This window comes from Streptomyces sp. NPDC104202 (genome assembly GCF_055584185.1).
The window spans coordinates 38700-56770 of sequence record NZ_JBVJMN010000041.1 but is presented as its reverse complement, the minus strand read 5'-3'; the positions used below and the strand labels follow the sequence as shown (position 1 = coordinate 56770).

The following is an 18071-nucleotide window of genomic DNA, read 5'->3' as shown; positions in this document are numbered from 1 at the left end:
GCCGATTCTGCTAAGATCTGTATACGGATCAAGCACAGAGGGGCAGGTCATTGGCCGCAGCAGCGCGCCGGAGGAATATTCCAGCGCTTCCCACGAGGGGCCTCCCGCAGGCTCCCGCCGTAGTACCTGCCCCGGCGCCGCAGCCTGAGGTCACCGACCGCGCGAGGGCGATGGTCGAGGCCCTTGACCGGGTCTCCCAGTCCGGCGGCATGGTCTCCTTCGACGGCCGGAAGCGGTCGTACGGCTTCCCGTCGAAGCAGCACATCAACATGGACCACGACCTGTGGATGAGCCTGCCGAGCTTCCGGCTGTCCCCGGCGGCCGGAGCCCTCTTCACGCACCTCGTCGGCACCCACGACGAGACGGGCCAGGTGCACGGCACGCAGAAGGACCTCGCCGAGACACTGGAGGTCTCGCAGGGAGCGGTGAGCAAGGCCCTCAAGCAGCTCGACGGCCACAACCTTGCGTGGCCCGCGAGGAAGAAGGTCATCCAGCTCAACCCGCTAGCCTCGTACCGGTTCCGCAGCGACAAGCACCACGCGCTCCTGCGGAGCATGTCCGGCGAGCTGGAGAACCGCACGATCACGATTCCGAAGGGAAGGCGGCAGTCATGACCGAGCGCATCAGCGGCGTCCGGCACCCCGACTTCTTCGAGACGATGGCGGACGCGGAGCTGACCAAGACCGGTACGAAGGTCTGGAACATACTGCAGAGCCGCCAGGAGTACACGGGCATCGTCCGGCTCAAGCAGAAGGACATCGCCGAGCGGCTGGGACTCACGGAGTCCACCGTGTCCCGCGCGCTCGACGAGCTCAAGGACCGTGGCCTCGTCCACCCGCAGGGCGCGAAGCGCGGCGTCATCCTGATCAACCCGTCCTTCGCGGCGTACGAGTCGATCGCCCACATGGTGAACCACCTGCACGACCCGGCCACCTACGTATGGCCGGTGACGTTCCCGACGAAGACGATCCGCACCCGCGGCTCCGACTCCCGCTCGGGCACCGGCTTCGACCCGGACCCGGACGGCGGCGAGGAGCTGCCGCTGCCCGAGGAGGAGCTGCCGATGCTCCGCCTCGTCGGCTGACCGCATGACGATCCGCTCAGCGATCCGACTCCCGAGTCGGATCGCTGAGCTATGAGCACGCCGAAGACAATCTGTCTCCGAGGAGGTGAGCACCGTGGCGGGAACCCTGCCCCGCGTGAAGTGCCCCGTGTGCGGGGAGAAGGTCGCCGCACACGACACCCGGCACGCCGGCATCGTGTCGATCGTCGACCACAAGCGGCGCCGCCGGGACCTCGTGCTCTGCTCGGGCTCGATGCAGCACGTGACGCTGGCGTCGGCCGCGATCGTCCAGGAGCCGCTGCCGGGGATGGCCTTCGAGCAAGCCGCCCTGTTCGGCACCGCACCGGCGTAGAGGCTGACGCCCCGGTTCTCGATCGAGGGCAGCTGGCCGGAACGTGCTCCCGGCTCTGTCGCGCGCTGGTAGAAGGGTCGTGCCGCCGCCACGGCAAGCGACCGGAAGGATCACGAGGTGCTGGACCTCCACTCCCTTCTGACAGAGAGACAGAGCTGATGAGCAAGATGGACAACGCCCCCGAGGGCGACGCGATGACGGACATGGCCATCGAGGTGCGGCGCGCCGTGAAGGTGGACATGGCCGGCGCGGATCTGGCGCACGACGCGGTGGCGCACGTGCAGTTCCTCGTCAAGGAGCGGTCGGCGCACCCCGCGTACGGGCTGGACGTGCTCGTGGGGGCGGCGCAGGTCGCGGGCGCCGCGACGGAGGTCCTGGACGACGAGTGGTCGGTGTACGCGGCGCAGGACGCGCGGACGATGGTCGCCGCCGTCGCGGTGCTCCTCGGGAAGGTGCAGGAGATCGCCACGAAGCTGGCGTGGGCCATCGACCGGGCGGCGGTGCGCGGTGACATCACCGCGGTCAACCCGCTCGACCTGATCGCCGCGCTCGGGGAGGTCCGCGACAATCCGGCGGCCGACGGCCGGGAAGCGCTCGGGGAGATGTTCCGGGCGCTCGGCTGCGAGCCCGAGCGGCTGGTGCCGCTGCCGCGCGACGAGGAGGAGACCCTGAGTCAGATCGCGATGCGCCTGGGGGATCGCGCGGATCTGGGAGAGGGCGTGCTGACGCTGCGGACCGATGAGGCCACGTGGTCCCTGTCGTACAACGAGGAATGGGGGCTGGTCCGCGAGGGCCTGGCGGACTTTGAGCCGCTGACCGAGGGCGTGAACTTCCTCCGGCTGCCGGCGTCGCAGCCGGCGATTCATCCGGTTCACATGCTGGAGATGCTGCGGGAGCACGTGCCGGGGATGCCCAAGGCGTAGGCGCGTACGGAGGGGGCCGGGCCACCGGGGGGTGGTCCGGCCCCTCTGTGTGTGGCGACACGCGCACGGGGTGAGAAATCCCGGCACACGGCCATGAATCGGGCATAATGCGCGCAACGGGTCATATGCTCTGAGGGTGGCCGCACTCCTGTTGACGTATGCTCTCGCGCTCGGCGCCATCCTGCGCCTGTCCCGACTCGTCGTTGACGACGAGATCACCAAGCCGCTCCGCAGCCGAATCCACGCCCGCGTGCGCAAACCTGACGGCGGGATCCGCCGGATCAGCGGCTTCGTCTCCGAACTCATCTCGTGCACCTGGTGTACGAGCATGTGGGTCTCCGCCGTCGTCGTCGCCGGCGCCTACACCCTCGGCGATACCGCCTGGTTCAAGGTCCCCGCCGCCGTGCTGGCCCTGTCGTGGCTCACCGGCATCATCACCTCGTGGCTGGACTCCCCGCCGCCGGTGAGACACCTCGTCCATCACGTGCCTGACACCGCGTCGGTGCGCGTGGTCTCGACCCTCGCGGACGTACCTGGCCAGACGACGACGGGCTGAGGTCGCACATGGGCATCATGCCGAAGTGGAAGCGGCACGAGGTGTCGCAGCCGGAACTCTCCGAGGAGACCGGCGAGGTCGTCGACACCGGACGGACCCGCATCCTCGCCTCGGCCGCCCTCGTCTCGCAGGACCAGGTCCACGCCGTCACCTCCCGGCGCGCCCCGTGGCAGCCCGAGGCGTGGGACCGCTACGACGAAGTCCCCGAGCTGCGCTCCGGAACGGACTGGCTCGCCAACGCCTGCTCCCGCGTCCGCCTCTACGTCGGCGAGATCGACCCCGACGGCTCGACCGTGCCCGACCCGGTCGACGAGGACGACAAGGACGCGGCGACGCTCCTGCAGCCGCTTGAGGAGCTGTTCGGCTCCGGCGTCGGCCAAGCGGAGATGATGCGCCGCTGGGTGACGCACCTGGAGATCCCCGGCGAGAGCTTCCTGACCGGGTTCACCGACCCGCGGACCCGCAAGCGCCGGTGGCTGGCCGCGAGCAACGACGAGATCCGCACTGGCATCGACGGCCGCGCCGAGGTGCAGCTGCCCGACACGATCGAGTGGGTGCCGCTCAACCTCGGCGGCCGCGACGACAAGGGCGACCCCTCGGCGCTGATCCGCCTGTGGCAGCCCCACGCCCGGCGGGCCATCGACCCGGACTCGGCGATCATCGCCCTGCGCGGCGTGCTCCGGCAGATCCTCGGCCTGTCCGCGCACATCAACGCCTCCGCAGACTCGCGCCTCGCCGGCGCTGGTCTCCTCGGCATCCCCGACGACCTGGCCCCCGCCGGCGCCGACACGTCCGACGGGCCGAACCCGCTGAACTCCAGCCCGGTCGTGGCCGCGCTGATGCAGTCGATGATCGCGCCGCTCAAGGACCGGGGCCTCGCGTCCGCGCTCGCGCCGCTCGTGCTGACGGGCCCGGCCGAGTCGATCAACGCGATGAAGCATTTCACTTTCGCGACACCGTTCGACGAGCGAGTCGGCGAGCTGCTGGAGCGGTCGATCAAGCGGCTCGCGACCGGCCTGTCGATCCCGGCCGAGATCCTCCTCGGCCTCGGGAACGGCACGTACTGGAACAGCTTTTTGATCAAGGACGAGGCGATCCAGGTCGCCGTGTCGCCCCGGGTCGAGCTGATCTGCGAGGCGCTGACCGCCCACTTCTACCAGCCGATGCTCAAGCAGCTCGGCTACCCGAACCCCGAGCGGTTCGGCATCGGATACGACGTCAGCGCCCTCGCGCAGCGCCCCGACCGGTCGGCCGAGGCCGAGAAGGCCAAGGACCTGCTGTCGGACGAGGCGTACGTACGCGAGCTCGGCTTCGACAAGGAGGACATGGCCGAGCCCGACGAGCGCGACCGGCGCCTGATCGAGCGGGTCATCCTGACGAACGCGCAGCTCGCCCCGCAGCTCCTCCGCAGGCTCGGCATCGAGGTCGACGACCCGGCGCCCGCCGTCGTGCAGGTCCCCGCGCAGTCCGCCGAACTGGAGCGCGTCGACGACGAGGAGCAGGACGGCGACACGAAGGCGCTGCCGCCGGGCACCGAGCCGGCCGCCGACGCCGACGAGCAGCAGGACCCCGCCACCGCGAAGCCTGTCATCCCGGCCGAGCCGTCCGTGCCGGGCCAGCGCCCCGGCCTCACGAGCGCTGCCGAGCCTCCGGCCGCCGAGGACGAAGACGACGACGACCACGACCTTCCGGCAGCCGAAGGCCCGGAGACAGATTGTCTCCCGGCCGAGGACGGCGCGCAGGAAGACGACGAGATCGAGGACGAGGTCGAGGGTGAGCTCGTCGACGACACGGTGTCGCCGATCACCGCGGCCGCCATCGCCGCGTCCAGCGACGAGTGGCAGATGCGGTTCATGGAGTTCGGTGTCATGCGCGCCCTGGAACGCTCCGGGCAGTGGCTCCTCAACTCCTACGGCCGGTCCTACCGGGGCGCGCTGCAGAACGTGCCGCTGTCGCAGATCCACACGCACCTCAAGGCGCAGGCGAACTGGCACCCGGCGATGCTGCAGGGCGCGCACCGCGAGCTGACCGCCCTCGTGCCCGATCAGCTGTGGATGGTCGACACCGTCGACCGGTACGTGCGCGCCCTGTTGTCCGAGGGCGTGCCGCACCACCGCGACTACCTCGTGATGGCGCTGGAGCAGACAGCGGAGGCGGAGGCGGACACGTATGCCGCGTGAGCAGGACGAACGGGAGCTGGAGAGCGCCATCGTCGAGGCGATGACGCTCTACCTCGACGCCGCGCGCCGCGCCGTCCTGGACGGCAAGGCCCCGCCGGCCGACGGCGTCCTCGTCGCCGCAGGCGCCCCCGACATGCGGAACTGGCCCGGCGAGGGCCTGTGGCGCGCCACCGTCGATCGGCTGATCCGGCCGGTCGTCGAGCGCGTCTACCGGCGCTCCTACCGGGACACCGCCGGGCACGACCCGGCCCCGGCCGACGTGCAGCGCGCCGGGGACGCCGCCTCGCAGCGCATCGGCGGCGGCGGCTGGCTGCGCCGCGTGTGGGCCGCCGCCCAGCAGACGCTGACGGAGTCCCAGACCCGGCAGGAGCCCGAGGACCTGGCCCGCCGCCGCCTGGAGGACGTCCTCACCATCGACGCCCCCGGCCGGGGCACCCGCGACGCGATGGCCGAGTACCGGCGGATCGTGGCCACCGCGGACCTGTCCGACGCCGCCCGCCGCGCCGCGATGGGCGAACTCGACCGTGCCGAGGGCCGCCCGGTGCGCGGCCGCCCGCCGACCCGGCCCGGCCCGGAGCTCCCCGACGACGTCCGCCGTGCCCTCGACGCGCTCGCCCGCGCCCGCGCGCAGAGCGCCGAGGAGCAGGGACGGCCGTGGCGGTCGGAGGCCGCCACCACGGCGGTCACCGAGACCACGAACACCGAGAGCTCGGGCGCCTACGACGCCGGCCAGACCTCGGAGCAGACCAGCGGCCGCGCGGACGCCCGCAAGCAGTGGGTGGCCACACGGGACCCGGCGACCGGCGAGCTCGACGACCGCGTCCGCGAGGCGCACCGCCTGGCGGACGGCCAGGAGGTCGCGCTCGACGAGCCGTTCCAGGTCGGCGGCGAGGCCCTGCGGTACCCCGGCGACCCGAACGGAGCAGCCGGGAACGTCATCAACTGCCGATGCAGTGTCAGAGTCGTCCCCGTGATCACGGTGGCGGCAGCCGCGAAGGAGAGCTCGATGAGCAGCACCACGGCGGCCGTCAGCGCCGCGACCAACTTGCCGTTCGCCCCGCGCGAGACGCCGTGGGACGGCGACGCCGCCCGCGCCGCCGTGCGGAAGTGGGCGACGGACAAGGACGGGAACCTCGACGCGAAGAAGTTCGGGCGCGCCTTCCTGTGGCACGACCCGGACGCGCCGCCGTCCTCGTACAAGCTGCCGTTCGCCACGGTCATCGGCGGCGAGCTACGCGCCGTATGGAACGGCGTCAGCAGCGCGGCCGCCGCCATGAACGGCAGCCGGGGCGGAGTCACCGGACTCACGCCCGAGCAGGAGAACCAGGTCAAGGCCCGCATCGCCACGCTCTACCGGGGCGCGGCGAAGGCGTTCCACGACGCCTCGATCAAGGCTCCATTCGAGAAGGAGAAGAAGACGACTACCGCAAGCGCACAGGGGTGCGGCGGGGCCTGTGCCTGCGCCGCCGCCCCGGAGACCGCCCCGGCCGCCGGCCTTCCCCTCGTCCCCGTCGCCCGGCCCGCAGGATGCCCCGGCACCTGCGGCGCCCCGGCCACGCAGGCGCCGAGCACGGCCGAGGTGATGCAGCGAACCCGCTCGATGGTCGCGGCCGCCATCGGCGACGAGGACGAGTGGCGCCCCCGCTCGGCCTGGTTCACGCCGCACAACGGCGACAAGCACGGCATCCGCATCAGCCAGCAGGGCCGCGTGGCCGGCTACCTCGCCACGTGGGACGGCATGATCGGCGCGAACTGCCACGTCGGCATCAAGCAGACGTGCACGCCGCCGCCGCGCAACGCCTCGGGCCTGTACCCGAACTTCCACCAGGACTCCACGGTCCTGACCCTGGACGACGGCACGCAGATCCACCCCGGCCTGCTGACGATGGACATCGGCCACGGCCCGCAGTACGTCAACCAGGAAGCGCGGGTGGCGCACTACGACAACCCGAACGCGATGGCGGCCGCCGTCATCGCCGGAGAGGACGCCACCGGCATCTGGGTCGCGGGCGAGGTCATCCCCCGCGTGCGCAAGGACCCCGACAAGATGACGGCGCTGCGACTGTCCCGGTTCTCCGGGCACTGGGAGCCCGTGGAAGGGAACCTGGAGCTCATCGCGGCGACCGGCGTGAACGTGCCGGGCTACCAGAACCCGTCCCGCACCGGGTACCGGCTCGCGGCGTCGGCGGCCGCCGACGGCCCCGCCCCGGTCATCGTGCCCGGCGGCGACGTCGACCGGATCGTGCAGCTCCTCGGCCTGCCGGCCATGGAGGTCCGCGAGGTCGCCCTGCACCCGGCGCACGCCGCCGAGATCGCGGCCGTGGTCGCCACGGCGATGGGCGGCAGCGTCGCGGCCGCCGCCGACGTCGAGGCGGTCGTAGAAGAGACTCCCGCAGCCGCCTCCCCCGAGGGCGGCTGCGGGTGCGGTGAGCCCGTCGAGGCGGACGTCCAGGCCCGGGACGGCGACGAGGCAACCGCGGCCACCACGGCGGCGGCCGACGGCGACGAGTGGCGTGATCTCCCGCCGCTCGACGACGAAGCGGCCGCCGTCGTGATGGCGATCGTCGAGGAGGCCGGCGACCCGGAGGAGAAGGAGGTCACCGCGGCCGCGCAGCTCGTCGCGCTGATCGCCTCCGGGAAGGGCGGCGGCCTGCCGGACTACGTGGAGCGCACCGCGAAGCACATCCAGGAGCGCACCGGGTTCGACAAGTCGCACTCGATCGCGGCCGCGTGGAACGCGGTGAAGCGGATCTGCAGCAGCGGGGACTCGACGCTGCCGGGAAAGCAGAACGTGAACGCCGCCTCCCGCGCGCAGGCGTGCCAGGCGGTCGCGACGATCGGCAGCCTGTCGATCCAGGCGAGCGCGCACGCCGCTGAGGAGTCCGGCGCCGCCGCCGAGGCCAAGGCCGAGGCGGAGGAGCCGGAGGCGCCCGAGGGTGAGCAGCCCGAAGGCGAGGAGCAGGACCAGGAGGACGGCGAGCCCGAGGCCGCCGAGGAGCCGCAGAAGGTGGAGGTCTGAGATGTCCGGTGGGTGTGGGTGCAACGGGGGCGGCGGGCGCGGCCGGCAGGTGCAGGTAACGGCCGGAGGCACGGCGTACTCGACCGGGGAGAACGACGTGCGCTGGGTGCACACGTCCCCGGGCGGGTCGACGACGCCGTACAACACGCCTGAGGAGGCGCAGGTCGCGGTGAACATCGACGGCGGCGGATACGTGAAGATGGACACCCGCTCCGGGCGTGCGATCGACTGACGGGAAGACAATCTGTCTCCCGGGCCCCCGCTTCGGCGGGGGCCCTCGTCGTGTCACCGGCTGAACGTGCCGCCGGGCGCGGTCGGCGGCACGGTCGGCGGCACGATCATCTGGAACGGCTTGCCGGTGGCCAGCTTGGAGAAGTCGTCCAGCCACTCCATGCACTTGAAGACGGGGTCCTCGCCCTCGGGGTACTCGTAGACGGCGTGCACGGCCATGTAGCCGGGGTGCGGGCGGACGTGCACGGTGTCGTCCTTGACGCCGATGCGCCACTTCGCGGCGGCGGACGAGTAGACGGCCGGGAACTCGGCGGCGGCCTGGTCGAGGATCGTCTGCTGCTCGGCGAGGGCCTGTTCGCGGGTCCAGCCGCCGGTTCCGTAGGTGGGCGAGCCGAAGCCGGCGGCTCCGCTGAGGGTGATGACCAGGGTGTTCCACAGTGTCGTCGTCATGGGGACGACCCTATGGGCCGGGTCTTACGGGCGGGGTGGATTCGGCCGGGCCGGTGCTCTGGGCTACTCGCCGGCGGCCAGGCGCCGCTCGACGTCGGCCCACGCGGCGTCGATCTGCTCGGGCGTGTAGTCGACTTCGGCGATGTCGGCGTGCTCGGGGAACAGGGCCTCGATGAGGGAGCGGCGGTTGTCCTCGGTGGGCTCCAGGCCGGCGGCGGCCAGCAGGGTCTTCCAGTCCTCGTTCATGGTGGTGTCCGTTCGGGCCGGGGGCCGCTGGTCGGCCCCGTCGCCTTGTCGACGTCGCTCGTGGGCCTTCCGTTACAGGTGGCCGGACGCGAAGTGCGACACGCTGCGGCGGGTGCGCGGGTTCGGGCCGGGCGGGCGGTAGCGTCTTTCTCGTCGGGCCTCGGGTGCCCGGCCCTTCCGGCGGCTCGGCCGCTGTCTTGTCGCGCTGGTCATTCGCGCGGAGCATTCTGGGCGCGTCGCTGCGCGTTGTGTCCGAATTGCCTGGTATACGCTTCTTATGCACCTCTGATGGCTGGTGGGCCTGGAGCCTTGGTCACTCCTGCCCGAAAGGCATCAGAGCCGTGAACCTGGACGAACTTCTGTCCCGTCTCCGTGAGGTCACCGGAGACGACGCCCCCACGCAGCGTCAGGCACTCATCGCCGCCGCCGTCACCGCCGAAGACGTCGACCTCGCCCAGCTCGCCGAGCACGTCCGCGAGAAGTCCAGCGCCGTGAACTTCGAGGAAGGCGACATCAGTGACGAGCAGGTCGCCTACCTGAGCGACCTCGCCGAGGTATCCGAGGGCATCAACACCGAGGTCCAGGCCATCGAGGCCGAGCGCGCCGCCGAGGCCCGCAAGGCCACCGCCGAGGCCCTGGCCGCGAAGATCGGCGCGACGAAGATCGTCGCCCCCGAGGCCGCCGCACCCGCAGTCGTCCCCGCCCAGGGCGGCGACGGCGGCGAGACCGTACCCACCGGCGACGGCGGCCAGGCCGTCACCGCGTCCGGCCGCCGCGCGACCCCGCTCGGCGGGATGCGCCGCAACCACACGCGGACGACCACCGAGCCGCTGCAGCCGACCCGCGTCGACCGCGCCAACGAGCGCTACAGCATGGTCGCCTCCTCCGACGGCCCCGGCGTCTTCTCCGGCCAGGACATCCCGTCCATGCCGGTCCTCGCCTCCGTCGCCGCGAACAAGGTCCAGTCCCTCGCCCGCCTCGGCAACGCCACCGGCCGCTCCGGCATCGCCACGTTCAACCGGCACGTCGACCCGAGCCTCCTCGTCGAGGAGCAGATGCGCGACTTCCAGAGGCTGGAGGACGCATCCAACGAGCGCCTGCTGCCCGGCGGGTCGCTCATCGCGGCCCTGGAGCAGCGGCAGACCTCGCTCGTCGCGGCCGGCTCCGCCGCCGGCATGGGCGCCACCGCCTCGCTCACCGCGGCCAGCTTCGGCTACGCGTGGTGTTCTCCGATGGAGATCATCAACCAGCTCTGCCCCCTGGAGGCGACCCTCGACGGCATGGTCGACCTGCCGACCATCACGACCACCAAGGGTGGCGTGATGTGGCCGGCGACCACCGACTACGCCGACGTCTTCAAGGACACCCCGTTCTGCTTCTCGGCGGACGACATGAACAACCCGGGCTTCGAGAAGCCCTGCGTCGAGATCCCGTGCGCCGACGGCTGGGAGCAGTGCGTCCTCGACGCCTGCTCGGTCTGTGTCATCGACAACATCCTGCTGTCGCGGGTCGACGACTCGCAGATCCAGCGAGCCATCGCCCAGGGCCTCAACATCTACCGCCGGTCGCTGAACGCGAAGCGGATCAAGAAGATGCTGGACCTGACCAAGGCCGTGTCCGGCGCCTTCGTCACGGTCTCCGAGGACGACCTCAAGGCCCACGGCCCCGGCCTGTTCGAGTCCATCCTCAGCTTCCTGGAGCTGCAGGTCGAGCACCTGCGCGCCCGCAAGCGTCTGTCGCGGACGACGACGTTCGAGGGCCTGGCGCCGGTGTGGCTGCGGGCCGTCCTGCGCAGCGATTTGAGCAAGAAGCTCGGCATCCAGGACCGGTGGTCCATCACGGACGCCGACGTCGACCGCTGGCTCGCGAGCCGGGGCATCCGCCTGCAGTACGTGTGGGAGTGGCAGGACGCCGCTGTCGACCCCGACAACCCGATCGGCGGCGCCGTCGTCCCCAAGCGGTGGCCGTCCCGGGTCCAGATCCTCCTGTACCAGGCCGGCGCGTTCACGGCGATCCAGGGCCCCTCGGTGCAGCTCGACGCGGTGTACGACCGCGAGAACCTGCAGCAGAACAAGCGCGTGCGCATGTTCCTGGAGGACATGTGGTGCCTGATCTCGCGCTGCGGCCTCAAGTACCTGTACGACTTCCCGCTCTGCCCCAACGGCGTCAGCGGCGGCCACGAGGTCATCACGTGCGCCGACACCCCCGAGACGCCCGTGCCGAACGCCGTCACCGCGCTGACGGCCGACAACCCGGCCCCCACCGCGGACAAGGTGACGCTCAAGTTCGCGTTCACCAAGGGCGCGGATGCCGGTGACGCGGACAGCTTCAAGATCCGCTACCGCACCACCCCGGGCGGCCAGTGGACCGACGGCCCGACCGTCGCCAAGGGCACGAGCCCGTACACGCAGGAGGTCACCGGCCTCACTGCGGACACGCAGTACGAGTTCGAGGTCTCCGGCGTCAACGCCTCCGGCACCGGCCCGTCCACGTCCGTCTCGGCGAAGACCGCTGCGGCGGCCCCGCCCGCCGGCCTGACCGCCGGCAAGACGGCCTCGAAGTAGTCCACCTCCCGGCAGCCCGCCCCCGGGGTCCCCGAGTCCCGGGGGCGGGCTCCGCCGCTACCTGGCTGCCTGGAGGCCGCACCCATGACCACACCCGTCACCACGTACGTGCCGCGACACCAGGTCGCGGCACCCGTCATCGCGCCTCGCCGCTACACCCTGATCGGCTCCATCCCGGAGGTGCCGGGCGACGCCGACGGCGTGTGGCAGCGGGGCGTCGAGTACCACTCGGAAGCCTGCAACCTCAAGACGGGCTACATCGACGGGTGGTGCCCCCCGACCGACGACGAGGGCAACGAGATCCCCTGGGACAAGGAGATCACCCCGTTCGAGCCGACACGGGTCGCAGCCCCGCCGTTCACGATCATCTCCGGCGTCGACTGCCGCAGCCCCGTCTTCCCCTCCGACGAGAAGGCCCGCGCCTCCCTCGCCCGGGGAGAGGACCTGCAGGTCGAGCGCCGCTTCTGGGCGCAGCAGATGGCCCGGCCCGACCTCATCAAGCTCCCGGCCACCGACCCCACGAAGGCCGTCGACCTGGTCGCGGCCGTCGCCGCCATCGAGGACGAAGCGTCCCAGCGGTACAGCGGCCTGCCCTGGATCTTCGTGTCCCCCGGCGGGTTCACCTTCCTCAAGGAGCGCCAGGTCATCGAGCGCGACGGCCCGCTGTGGCGCACCGCCCTGGACTCGGTCGTCGTCCCCGGCGCCGGGTTCGTCGGCGGGAAGGGCCCGGCCGCCGCCGACCCACCGGCCGGCGGGTTCTGGATCCTCGCCACCGGCCAGCCGGTCATGCGGCGCAGCGAGGTCTTCGCCCACGAAGCGTTCGACTACTCGACCAACCGGCGCGGAGCCATCGCCGAGCGGACCTACACCATCACCGCGGACTGCCTCGCCCTCGCGATCCAGGCCGTGCCCTGTGCGTGCCCCACCACCACGACACCAGCAAGCGGCCTGGCCGCCGAGGGAGAGGAGTAGGCGGATGGCTGCGATCTGCCCCACGATCGTCGAAGGCGACCGGATCCGCATCACCGAGATCGACGGCTGCGGCCGGCCCGTGTACGGGCCGTGCCGGTCCGTGGTCACCGACGGCCTCGTGTCGATCAAGCTGACGCCCGAGGTCGAAGAGGCCGAGGAGAAGAACGTCAAGAACTTCGCGGGGCGCCAGTGCCTCGCGCGCGCCGGCTGCGACACCGTCAAGTGGTGGTCCGTCGAGATCGTCTGGTGCAACGTCAACTTCGCCGCGTTCCGGTTCATCAACCCGACGTACGAGACGGTCGAGGACGACGAGGGCAACGTCATCGGCTTCTACGCCTCGAACCAGGTCGACTGCCGCAAGGGCTACGCCGTCGAGATCTGGGCGCAGGTCGACGGCGCCTCGGACGCGTGCACCGGCGAAGAGGCCGAAGGCCAGTGGGCGTACATCCCCGTGCCGTGGGTCGCGGGCGGCACCCCGGGCGAGATCTCGATCGGCGGCGAGGACTCCGTCACGTTCACGACGACCGGCCGGTCCCGCAACGGGCACCGGTGGGGCGTCGGCCCGTACGACGTCATGCTCAAGGACGGCCAGCCCGCGCCGCTGCCGAAGCCGATGGACGGCGACAAGCCGTACGGGTTCGTCGTCACGACGTTCCCGCCGCCGGAGATGGACTGCGACTGCCAGGAAGTCCCGCGGCCCATCCCGACACCGGCCGATCTGTCGATCGACGCCGACCCGGCCGACGGCACCCGCAACACGATCCGGCTGCGCGCCGACAACCACGGTCTCGGGCCGGTCATGGTCACGTGGGAGGCCGGCGGGACTGCGGTCGAGGTCGGCGACCTGCAGCGCGTGTCGCACAAGTACGACACGGCCGGGTCGAAGGTCATCAAGGTCTGCGACAAGCAGACCCCGACGATCTGCAAGGAGGTCACGATCACGGTCCCGCTGCCCGACGACAAGCCGACGCTGGTCATCTCCAAGCCGACCGGCACGGACATCCCGCCGAACATGGTCGCCGCGCAGGTCACCGCCCCCGCGCAGGTCAAGGGCGTGCCGATCCTCATCGACTGGGGCGACGGGCAGAAGCAGACCGTCACCGCGAACGAGGACGGCACGTACGCGTCGGTGACGCACAACTACAAGTACCCGCGGACCTACCGGGTGCGGGCGTACCGGACGGACAACGACCAGCACTACGCGGAGCAGACCATCACGGTCCCGCTGCCGACCACGCCCGGGTTCGCCCTGGCCTCGGCGCCGGCCTCGAAGACGGACGAGCCCGCCGACGAGACCGACGCGTAGGACGACGAGGAGACCGGGCCGGAAGACAACTTGTCTTCCGGCCCGCTCGATGTGAGGGCGCCGCCGCCAGTAAGGGAGGACCGGAATGGGATGCTGTGGACGCAGCCGTACGGGCTGCACGTGCGCGATCGAGGCCACGGCGCCGCTGACCGTCGTCGACGGAGGCGACGGGACGTTCAAGCTCGGCGTGGACGAGGCCAAGCTGTGCGAGGCCGTCGCCGACTGCGCGCCCGGTGGCGTCGGCGGCTCCCTGCTCATCGAGGAGCGCGACGCCCCCACCTCGCCGGTGAAGGTCCCCGTCACCGCCGGGTCGCCGCTCACCGGCGTCACCGTCTCCGACGGCGAGTTCATCCCGCAGACCACCGGCCTGTGGGAGCTCGGCGGCACCCTCGTGTTCACCTCGACCTGGGCCGAGACGTACACGCTCGACGTCGACACGTGGCTGATCTGGTACGAGGGCGACACCCCGGTCGCGTCCCGCCTGTCCGAAGGCTCCGGACGGCTCGGCGGCGGGCGCGGCTTCTCCATGGGCATCAACATCGGTGCCCGGCTCCTCGCGAACCACCCGGTGCAGCTGATCGTGCAGACCTTCGGCCGGGGCGCGGACACCTCCGTGAAGATGACCGGCGACCTGGTCCTCGTGCGTCTCCTCGAAGACCTGTCGCCGCCGCCGCTGTCGCCCGTGCCCGCCGCGCGCGCCGCGCTCGGCCCCTCGCCGCTGCCGCCGTTCGGCCACGAGCCCGCCGGGCCCGGCGGCGGCCGCGTCGCCGCCGACAACCAGCCGTACGACGGCACGGACACGTTCATGCTGTGGGCCGGGGCCTGGATCCAGGGCGACGCCTACAAGCGCGGCGTGACCGTCACCCACGACGGCAAGGCGTGGGTCGCCCGCGTCGACCGGCCCGTGGGAACCCCGGCGACGACCAGCCCCGAGTGGGCGCTCGTCCCCGGCTCGGGCGGCGGAGGCGGCGACGCCTGGACGTGGGTGGGCCAGTGGAAGCCCGGCACCGAGTACCCGGCCGGGAGCGCCGTGCAGCACGGCGGCTCCTCGTACGTGACGAACGAGACGACGCCCCCGGACATCGCCCCGCCGACCGTGCCGTGGGAACTGATCGCCGAGCGCGGCGGCGTCGGCCCCAAGGGCGAGGACGGCGCCCCGGGCACCCCCGGTGCGCCGGGCCAGGACGGTGCGCCAGGTGCCCCGGGTTCCCCGGGCCAGGACGGTGCCCCGGGCGCGCCCGGCCAGGACGGTGCGGCGGGCAAGGACGGCCTGACGATCCTCAACGGCACGGACGCGCCGCCACGGGCCTCCGGCCAGGACGGCGACTTCTACATCCGGACCGAGCCCGCCGATCACCCGATGCTGTACGGGCCGAAGGGCACCCCGGTCGCCGGCGAGTGGCCGCCGAACCCGGTACCGCTCGTCGGCCCGAAGGGCGACAAGGGCGACAAGGGCGATGCCGGGAACCCGTGGACGCCTCAGGGGCCCTGGGAGGTGAACCACCAGTACGAGCTGCTGGACGTCGTCGAGGCCGACGGCTCGTCGTACGTCTGCATCGCCGCGCACACCTCGCGGAGCGACGACCGTCCCGGCACCGGCCGGGACTGGGACCGGTACTGGAAGCTGGTCGCGTCGAAGGGCCAGGCGCCCCCGGCCTCCGACCTGGTCGCGCCGTGCGCCGGTACGTACGAGATCGTCGCCCTGGTCGAAGCCGGCCCGCCCGGAGGCGGAGGCGGCGGGACGGAGGTCCGCGCCGGCGTCGACAACTGGGACGAGATCCCCCAGCCCCACGAGGCGATCGAAGTCCGCCTGGAAGGCGGGGCATGGTTCGACGTCCCCCAGGGCGGCGGGACCGTTGTCGTCGGGGCCTGGCTGGCGCCGTGCGCGAAGACCCAGCCGGCCTTCGCCCGGTTGAAGGACCAGCCGGATACTCAGGTCACCGTCGACCTGGTCGTGAACGAGCTGTGCCAGGCGAGCTCCACGCACTTCCCGCCGCTGACGGTGTGCCCCACGAACGCGCTCCGGGCGGACGCCACCGGCCTGTACGTGCCTGCGCGGTCCGCCACCGACGACGCCCTGGCGGCGCGCCTGACCGCCCTGGAAGCACGTGTGGCGGCCCTGGAATCTCCCTCCGGCCAGTAAGGATTGAGCCATGGCGACCGATGACCCGTGCAACTGGGCGCAGGCCCACATGTGCTGCTGCCCGTGGCCGGTGGACCTGGAGTGTTGTGACGCGTTCGATCCGGCTACCGCGACGCCGGGCCAGAAGGACCGGTTCGGGAAGGCGTTGGCCATCGCGTCGGAGCGGCTGCGGAAGCTCACCGTGGGCCGCTACGGCATGTGTGAGGAGCTGATCCGTCCGTGCAAGGCGCCGTGCAACCCGTACGAGCAGTACGTGCCGTGGGAGGGCCGTGGGGTCTACGGCAACGGCGGCGGCGGGATCCTGGACCCGTACGCGTGGCGGGGCGGGATCGCGAACTCGAAGTGCGGGACGTGCGTCGAGGACTGCTCGTGCGGGCCGGTGTGCCGCACGTCTATCCCCGGACCGGTCGCTGAGATCCTGGCGGTGAAGGTCGACGGGCTCAAGCTGCCGCCGGAGGCGTACCGGCTCACCGAGGGCCCGGACTGGTGGCTCGTGCGCGTGGACGGCGGCCCGTGCTGGCCGGACTGCCAGGCGATGGACCGGGACGACTCGCAGCCGGGGACGTTCTCCGTGCGGTACCTGCGCGGGAAGGACCCGGCCGACGACCCGGACGCGATCCGCGCCGTGAGCGTGCTGACGTGCGAGCTGTACAAGTCGATGTGCGGGCAGAAGTGCCGCATCTCCGGGCGGGTCCGGTCGATCAACCGGGAGGGCATCAGCTACGACCTGGCGGTGGACTGGCCCCGGCGCGGCACGGGCCTGGAGGAGGTCGACGACTGGCTGTCGCTGGTGAACCCGACGGGCTCGATGTCGCGGCCGGCCGTGTATTCGCCGGACCTGCCGCAGCACCGGTTCTGGGGCGCGGGTGGCGGCGGGGTGGACTGCTGATGGCGTTCGGAGGGCGGCGCGAGGAGCTGGCCGGGAGACAGATTGTCTCCGGGCAGGTCGAGGACGAGCATGAGGGTCTGCTGCCGCCGGAGGAGCCGCCGTTCATGGGCGCGCTCGCTCCGGCGCCGAACGGCGACCCGGTCATGGAAGAGATCCTGGGCGGGCTGGCGACGTGCCTGTGCACGACGCTGGCGCGCGCGGGACGGCCGGCGTGCTGCTGCATGTGGTACCGCGGCTCGGGCCGTCCGCCGATGGACTACTGCCACTGCGACTGCGAGGACGGCAAGGGTCAGGGCGTGGCGTGGGTGCGGATGCTGAACATGGAGAACGCGGCCATGACCGGCACGAACCCGCGGATCTCCGGCTTCCGGGCGGACTGTGCGATCCCGGCGCCGCGCTGGCGGATCACGGTCGAGCTGGGCGTGTACCGGTGCGTGCCGACCGGCGACGACGAGAACGGGCCGTCGTGCCAGGAGCGGACGAACGCGGCCGCAGACGGGCACTGGGACGATCTGCTGCTGATGCAGGCGGCGCAGTGCTGCCCGGCGATCGTGAACCGGCGGCCGGTGTTCATCCGCGTGGATCCGGTGGGGCCGATGGGCGGCTGCGCGGGGTCGGTGGTGGCCCTGTGGGTGGACTACCGACCGAGCAAGGTGAACACGGGGCGGCCGCCGGTGCCGACGCCCCCCGGCGCGACGGGATGATGGTGGCATGGCCGGATTCACGTGGAACGAGACGGGGCTCAAGCTCGTGCTCTACGGCACGGAGGGCCCCGTCGTCCGCTTCGTCGAGCGCCTGACGGAGCAGTCGAAGCAGGCGTGTGAGGCGCTGTGCCCGAAGCGCTCGGGGCGCACCTCGCGCTCGTTCCAGTCCGAGGTGGAGGTCGTGGACGGCATGGTCGTCGGCCGGGTCTGGTCGGACGATCCGGTCGTGAAGTGGCTGGAGGAGGGCACCGGCATCTACGGGCCCCGGCGGCAGCGGATCTACCCGAGGCGGGCGCGGGTGCTGCACTGGAACGACGCGGGGCAGGAGTTCTTCGCGGCGTCGATCAAGGGCATGAGGCCGCAGCCGTTCATGAAGAGGGCGCTGCAGATCGGCGTGGCTCCCTATCCGGTGAAGGATGGGCGATAGCGTGTCATAGCTGCGTAAATAGGGCGCGTGGCGGGATCATGCCCGC

Annotated in this window: 17 protein-coding genes; 15 read left to right on the top strand and 2 right to left on the bottom strand. The window is 71.7% G+C overall.

Annotated elements, in window-relative coordinates:
* Positions 1 to 170: 170 nt before the first annotated feature.
* The 8 genes from ACZ60W_RS24575 to ACZ60W_RS24540 all read left to right on the top strand — a co-directional run bounded on the left by ACZ60W_RS24575 (position 171) and on the right by ACZ60W_RS24540 (position 8325).
* Positions 171 to 614, top strand: a complete 444-nt coding sequence (locus tag ACZ60W_RS24575) for a hypothetical protein (RefSeq protein ID WP_469757520.1) — start codon at positions 171 to 173, stop codon at positions 612 to 614.
* On the top strand, positions 611 to 1084 hold the full coding sequence (locus ACZ60W_RS24570; RefSeq protein WP_469757519.1) for a replication/maintenance protein RepL: 474 nt from the start codon (positions 611 to 613) through the stop codon (positions 1082 to 1084). Before ACZ60W_RS24575 ends, ACZ60W_RS24570 begins: the two co-directional genes overlap by 4 nt.
* A gap of 94 nt (positions 1085 to 1178) precedes the next feature.
* Positions 1179 to 1415, top strand: a complete 237-nt coding sequence (locus tag ACZ60W_RS24565; protein ID WP_469757518.1) for a hypothetical protein — start codon at positions 1179 to 1181, stop codon at positions 1413 to 1415.
* Between the two features lie 158 nt (positions 1416 to 1573).
* Entirely contained in the window at positions 1574 to 2338 is a 765-nt protein-coding gene (locus ACZ60W_RS24560; protein WP_469757517.1) for a hypothetical protein, read from the top strand.
* Positions 2339 to 2474: 136 nt separating this feature from the next.
* Positions 2475 to 2894: a DUF1360 domain-containing protein gene (locus ACZ60W_RS24555; protein ID WP_469757516.1), complete on the top strand. Its 420-nt coding sequence runs from the start codon at positions 2475 to 2477 to the stop codon at positions 2892 to 2894.
* A gap of 8 nt (positions 2895 to 2902) precedes the next feature.
* Entirely contained in the window at positions 2903 to 5074 is a 2172-nt protein-coding gene (locus tag ACZ60W_RS24550; protein ID WP_469757515.1) for a hypothetical protein, read from the top strand.
* The gene (locus tag ACZ60W_RS24545; RefSeq protein ID WP_469757514.1) at positions 5064 to 8093 is read left to right on the top strand and encodes a phage minor head protein; all 3030 of its coding nucleotides are present in this window, start codon (positions 5064 to 5066) and stop codon (positions 8091 to 8093) included. The genes ACZ60W_RS24550 and ACZ60W_RS24545 overlap by 11 nt, the downstream gene beginning before the upstream one ends.
* 97 nt (positions 8094 to 8190) lie before the next feature.
* Positions 8191 to 8325: a hypothetical protein gene (locus tag ACZ60W_RS24540; protein ID WP_469757513.1), complete on the top strand. Its 135-nt coding sequence runs from the start codon at positions 8191 to 8193 to the stop codon at positions 8323 to 8325.
* Between the two features lie 53 nt (positions 8326 to 8378).
* Here the strand turns inward: ACZ60W_RS24540 and ACZ60W_RS24535 are convergent, their stop codons facing one another.
* Positions 8379 to 8774, bottom strand: coding sequence for a hypothetical protein (locus tag ACZ60W_RS24535; RefSeq protein ID WP_469757512.1), 396 nt, complete (start codon positions 8772 to 8774; stop codon positions 8379 to 8381).
* A 63-nt stretch (positions 8775 to 8837) separates the two neighbouring features.
* Positions 8838 to 9020, bottom strand: a complete 183-nt coding sequence (locus tag ACZ60W_RS24530) for a hypothetical protein (protein WP_469757511.1) — start codon at positions 9018 to 9020, stop codon at positions 8838 to 8840.
* 341 nt (positions 9021 to 9361) lie between these two features.
* Between ACZ60W_RS24530 and ACZ60W_RS24525 the strand changes: the two genes are divergently transcribed.
* From ACZ60W_RS24525 to ACZ60W_RS24495, 7 genes are all read left to right on the top strand, one after another.
* Positions 9362 to 11584: a major capsid protein gene (locus tag ACZ60W_RS24525; RefSeq protein ID WP_469757510.1), complete on the top strand. Its 2223-nt coding sequence runs from the start codon at positions 9362 to 9364 to the stop codon at positions 11582 to 11584.
* 84 nt (positions 11585 to 11668) lie between these two features.
* On the top strand, positions 11669 to 12556 hold the full coding sequence (locus ACZ60W_RS24520) for a hypothetical protein (RefSeq protein WP_469757509.1): 888 nt from the start codon (positions 11669 to 11671) through the stop codon (positions 12554 to 12556).
* Between the two features lie 4 nt (positions 12557 to 12560).
* Positions 12561 to 13862 (top strand): hypothetical protein, encoded by a 1302-nt coding sequence (locus ACZ60W_RS24515; RefSeq protein ID WP_469757508.1) that lies wholly within the window; start codon positions 12561 to 12563, stop codon positions 13860 to 13862.
* Between the two features lie 85 nt (positions 13863 to 13947).
* Entirely contained in the window at positions 13948 to 16005 is a 2058-nt protein-coding gene (locus ACZ60W_RS24510; RefSeq protein ID WP_469757507.1) for a hypothetical protein, read from the top strand.
* Positions 16006 to 16015: 10 nt separating this feature from the next.
* On the top strand, positions 16016 to 16894 hold the full coding sequence (locus ACZ60W_RS24505) for a hypothetical protein (protein ID WP_469757506.1): 879 nt from the start codon (positions 16016 to 16018) through the stop codon (positions 16892 to 16894).
* Positions 16894 to 17598 carry a hypothetical protein gene (locus ACZ60W_RS24500; RefSeq protein ID WP_469757505.1) on the top strand — a complete coding sequence of 235 codons (705 nt, stop codon included), beginning with the start codon at positions 16894 to 16896 and terminating at the stop codon, positions 17596 to 17598. The genes ACZ60W_RS24505 and ACZ60W_RS24500 overlap by 1 nt, the downstream gene beginning before the upstream one ends.
* A 7-nt stretch (positions 17599 to 17605) precedes the next feature.
* The gene (locus ACZ60W_RS24495; RefSeq protein ID WP_469757504.1) at positions 17606 to 18025 is read left to right on the top strand and encodes an HK97 gp10 family phage protein; all 420 of its coding nucleotides are present in this window, start codon (positions 17606 to 17608) and stop codon (positions 18023 to 18025) included.
* Positions 18026 to 18071 lie beyond the last annotated feature (46 nt).

Excerpts from the sequence above, each read along its gene's own strand:
- ACZ60W_RS24545 (WP_469757514.1), top strand. The coding sequence starts at position 5,064 with ATGCCGCGTGAGCAGGACGAACGGGAGCTGGAGAGCGCCATCGTCGAG.
- ACZ60W_RS24530 (WP_469757511.1), bottom strand. The coding sequence starts at position 9,020 with ATGAACGAGGACTGGAAGACCCTGCTGGCCGCCGCCGGCCTGGAGCCC.
- ACZ60W_RS24510 (WP_469757507.1), top strand. The coding sequence starts at position 13,948 with ATGGGATGCTGTGGACGCAGCCGTACGGGCTGCACGTGCGCGATCGAG.
- ACZ60W_RS24500 (WP_469757505.1), top strand. The coding sequence starts at position 16,894 with ATGGCGTTCGGAGGGCGGCGCGAGGAGCTGGCCGGGAGACAGATTGTC.
- ACZ60W_RS24535 (WP_469757512.1), bottom strand. The coding sequence starts at position 8,774 with ATGACGACGACACTGTGGAACACCCTGGTCATCACCCTCAGCGGAGCC.
- ACZ60W_RS24550 (WP_469757515.1), top strand. The coding sequence starts at position 2,903 with ATGGGCATCATGCCGAAGTGGAAGCGGCACGAGGTGTCGCAGCCGGAA.
- ACZ60W_RS24520 (WP_469757509.1), top strand. The coding sequence starts at position 11,669 with ATGACCACACCCGTCACCACGTACGTGCCGCGACACCAGGTCGCGGCA.
- ACZ60W_RS24570 (WP_469757519.1), top strand. The coding sequence starts at position 611 with ATGACCGAGCGCATCAGCGGCGTCCGGCACCCCGACTTCTTCGAGACG.
- ACZ60W_RS24560 (WP_469757517.1), top strand. The coding sequence starts at position 1,574 with ATGAGCAAGATGGACAACGCCCCCGAGGGCGACGCGATGACGGACATG.
- ACZ60W_RS24505 (WP_469757506.1), top strand. The coding sequence starts at position 16,016 with ATGGCGACCGATGACCCGTGCAACTGGGCGCAGGCCCACATGTGCTGC.
- ACZ60W_RS24575 (WP_469757520.1), top strand. The coding sequence starts at position 171 with ATGGTCGAGGCCCTTGACCGGGTCTCCCAGTCCGGCGGCATGGTCTCC.
- ACZ60W_RS24495 (WP_469757504.1), top strand. The coding sequence starts at position 17,606 with ATGGCCGGATTCACGTGGAACGAGACGGGGCTCAAGCTCGTGCTCTAC.
- ACZ60W_RS24515 (WP_469757508.1), top strand. The coding sequence starts at position 12,561 with ATGGCTGCGATCTGCCCCACGATCGTCGAAGGCGACCGGATCCGCATC.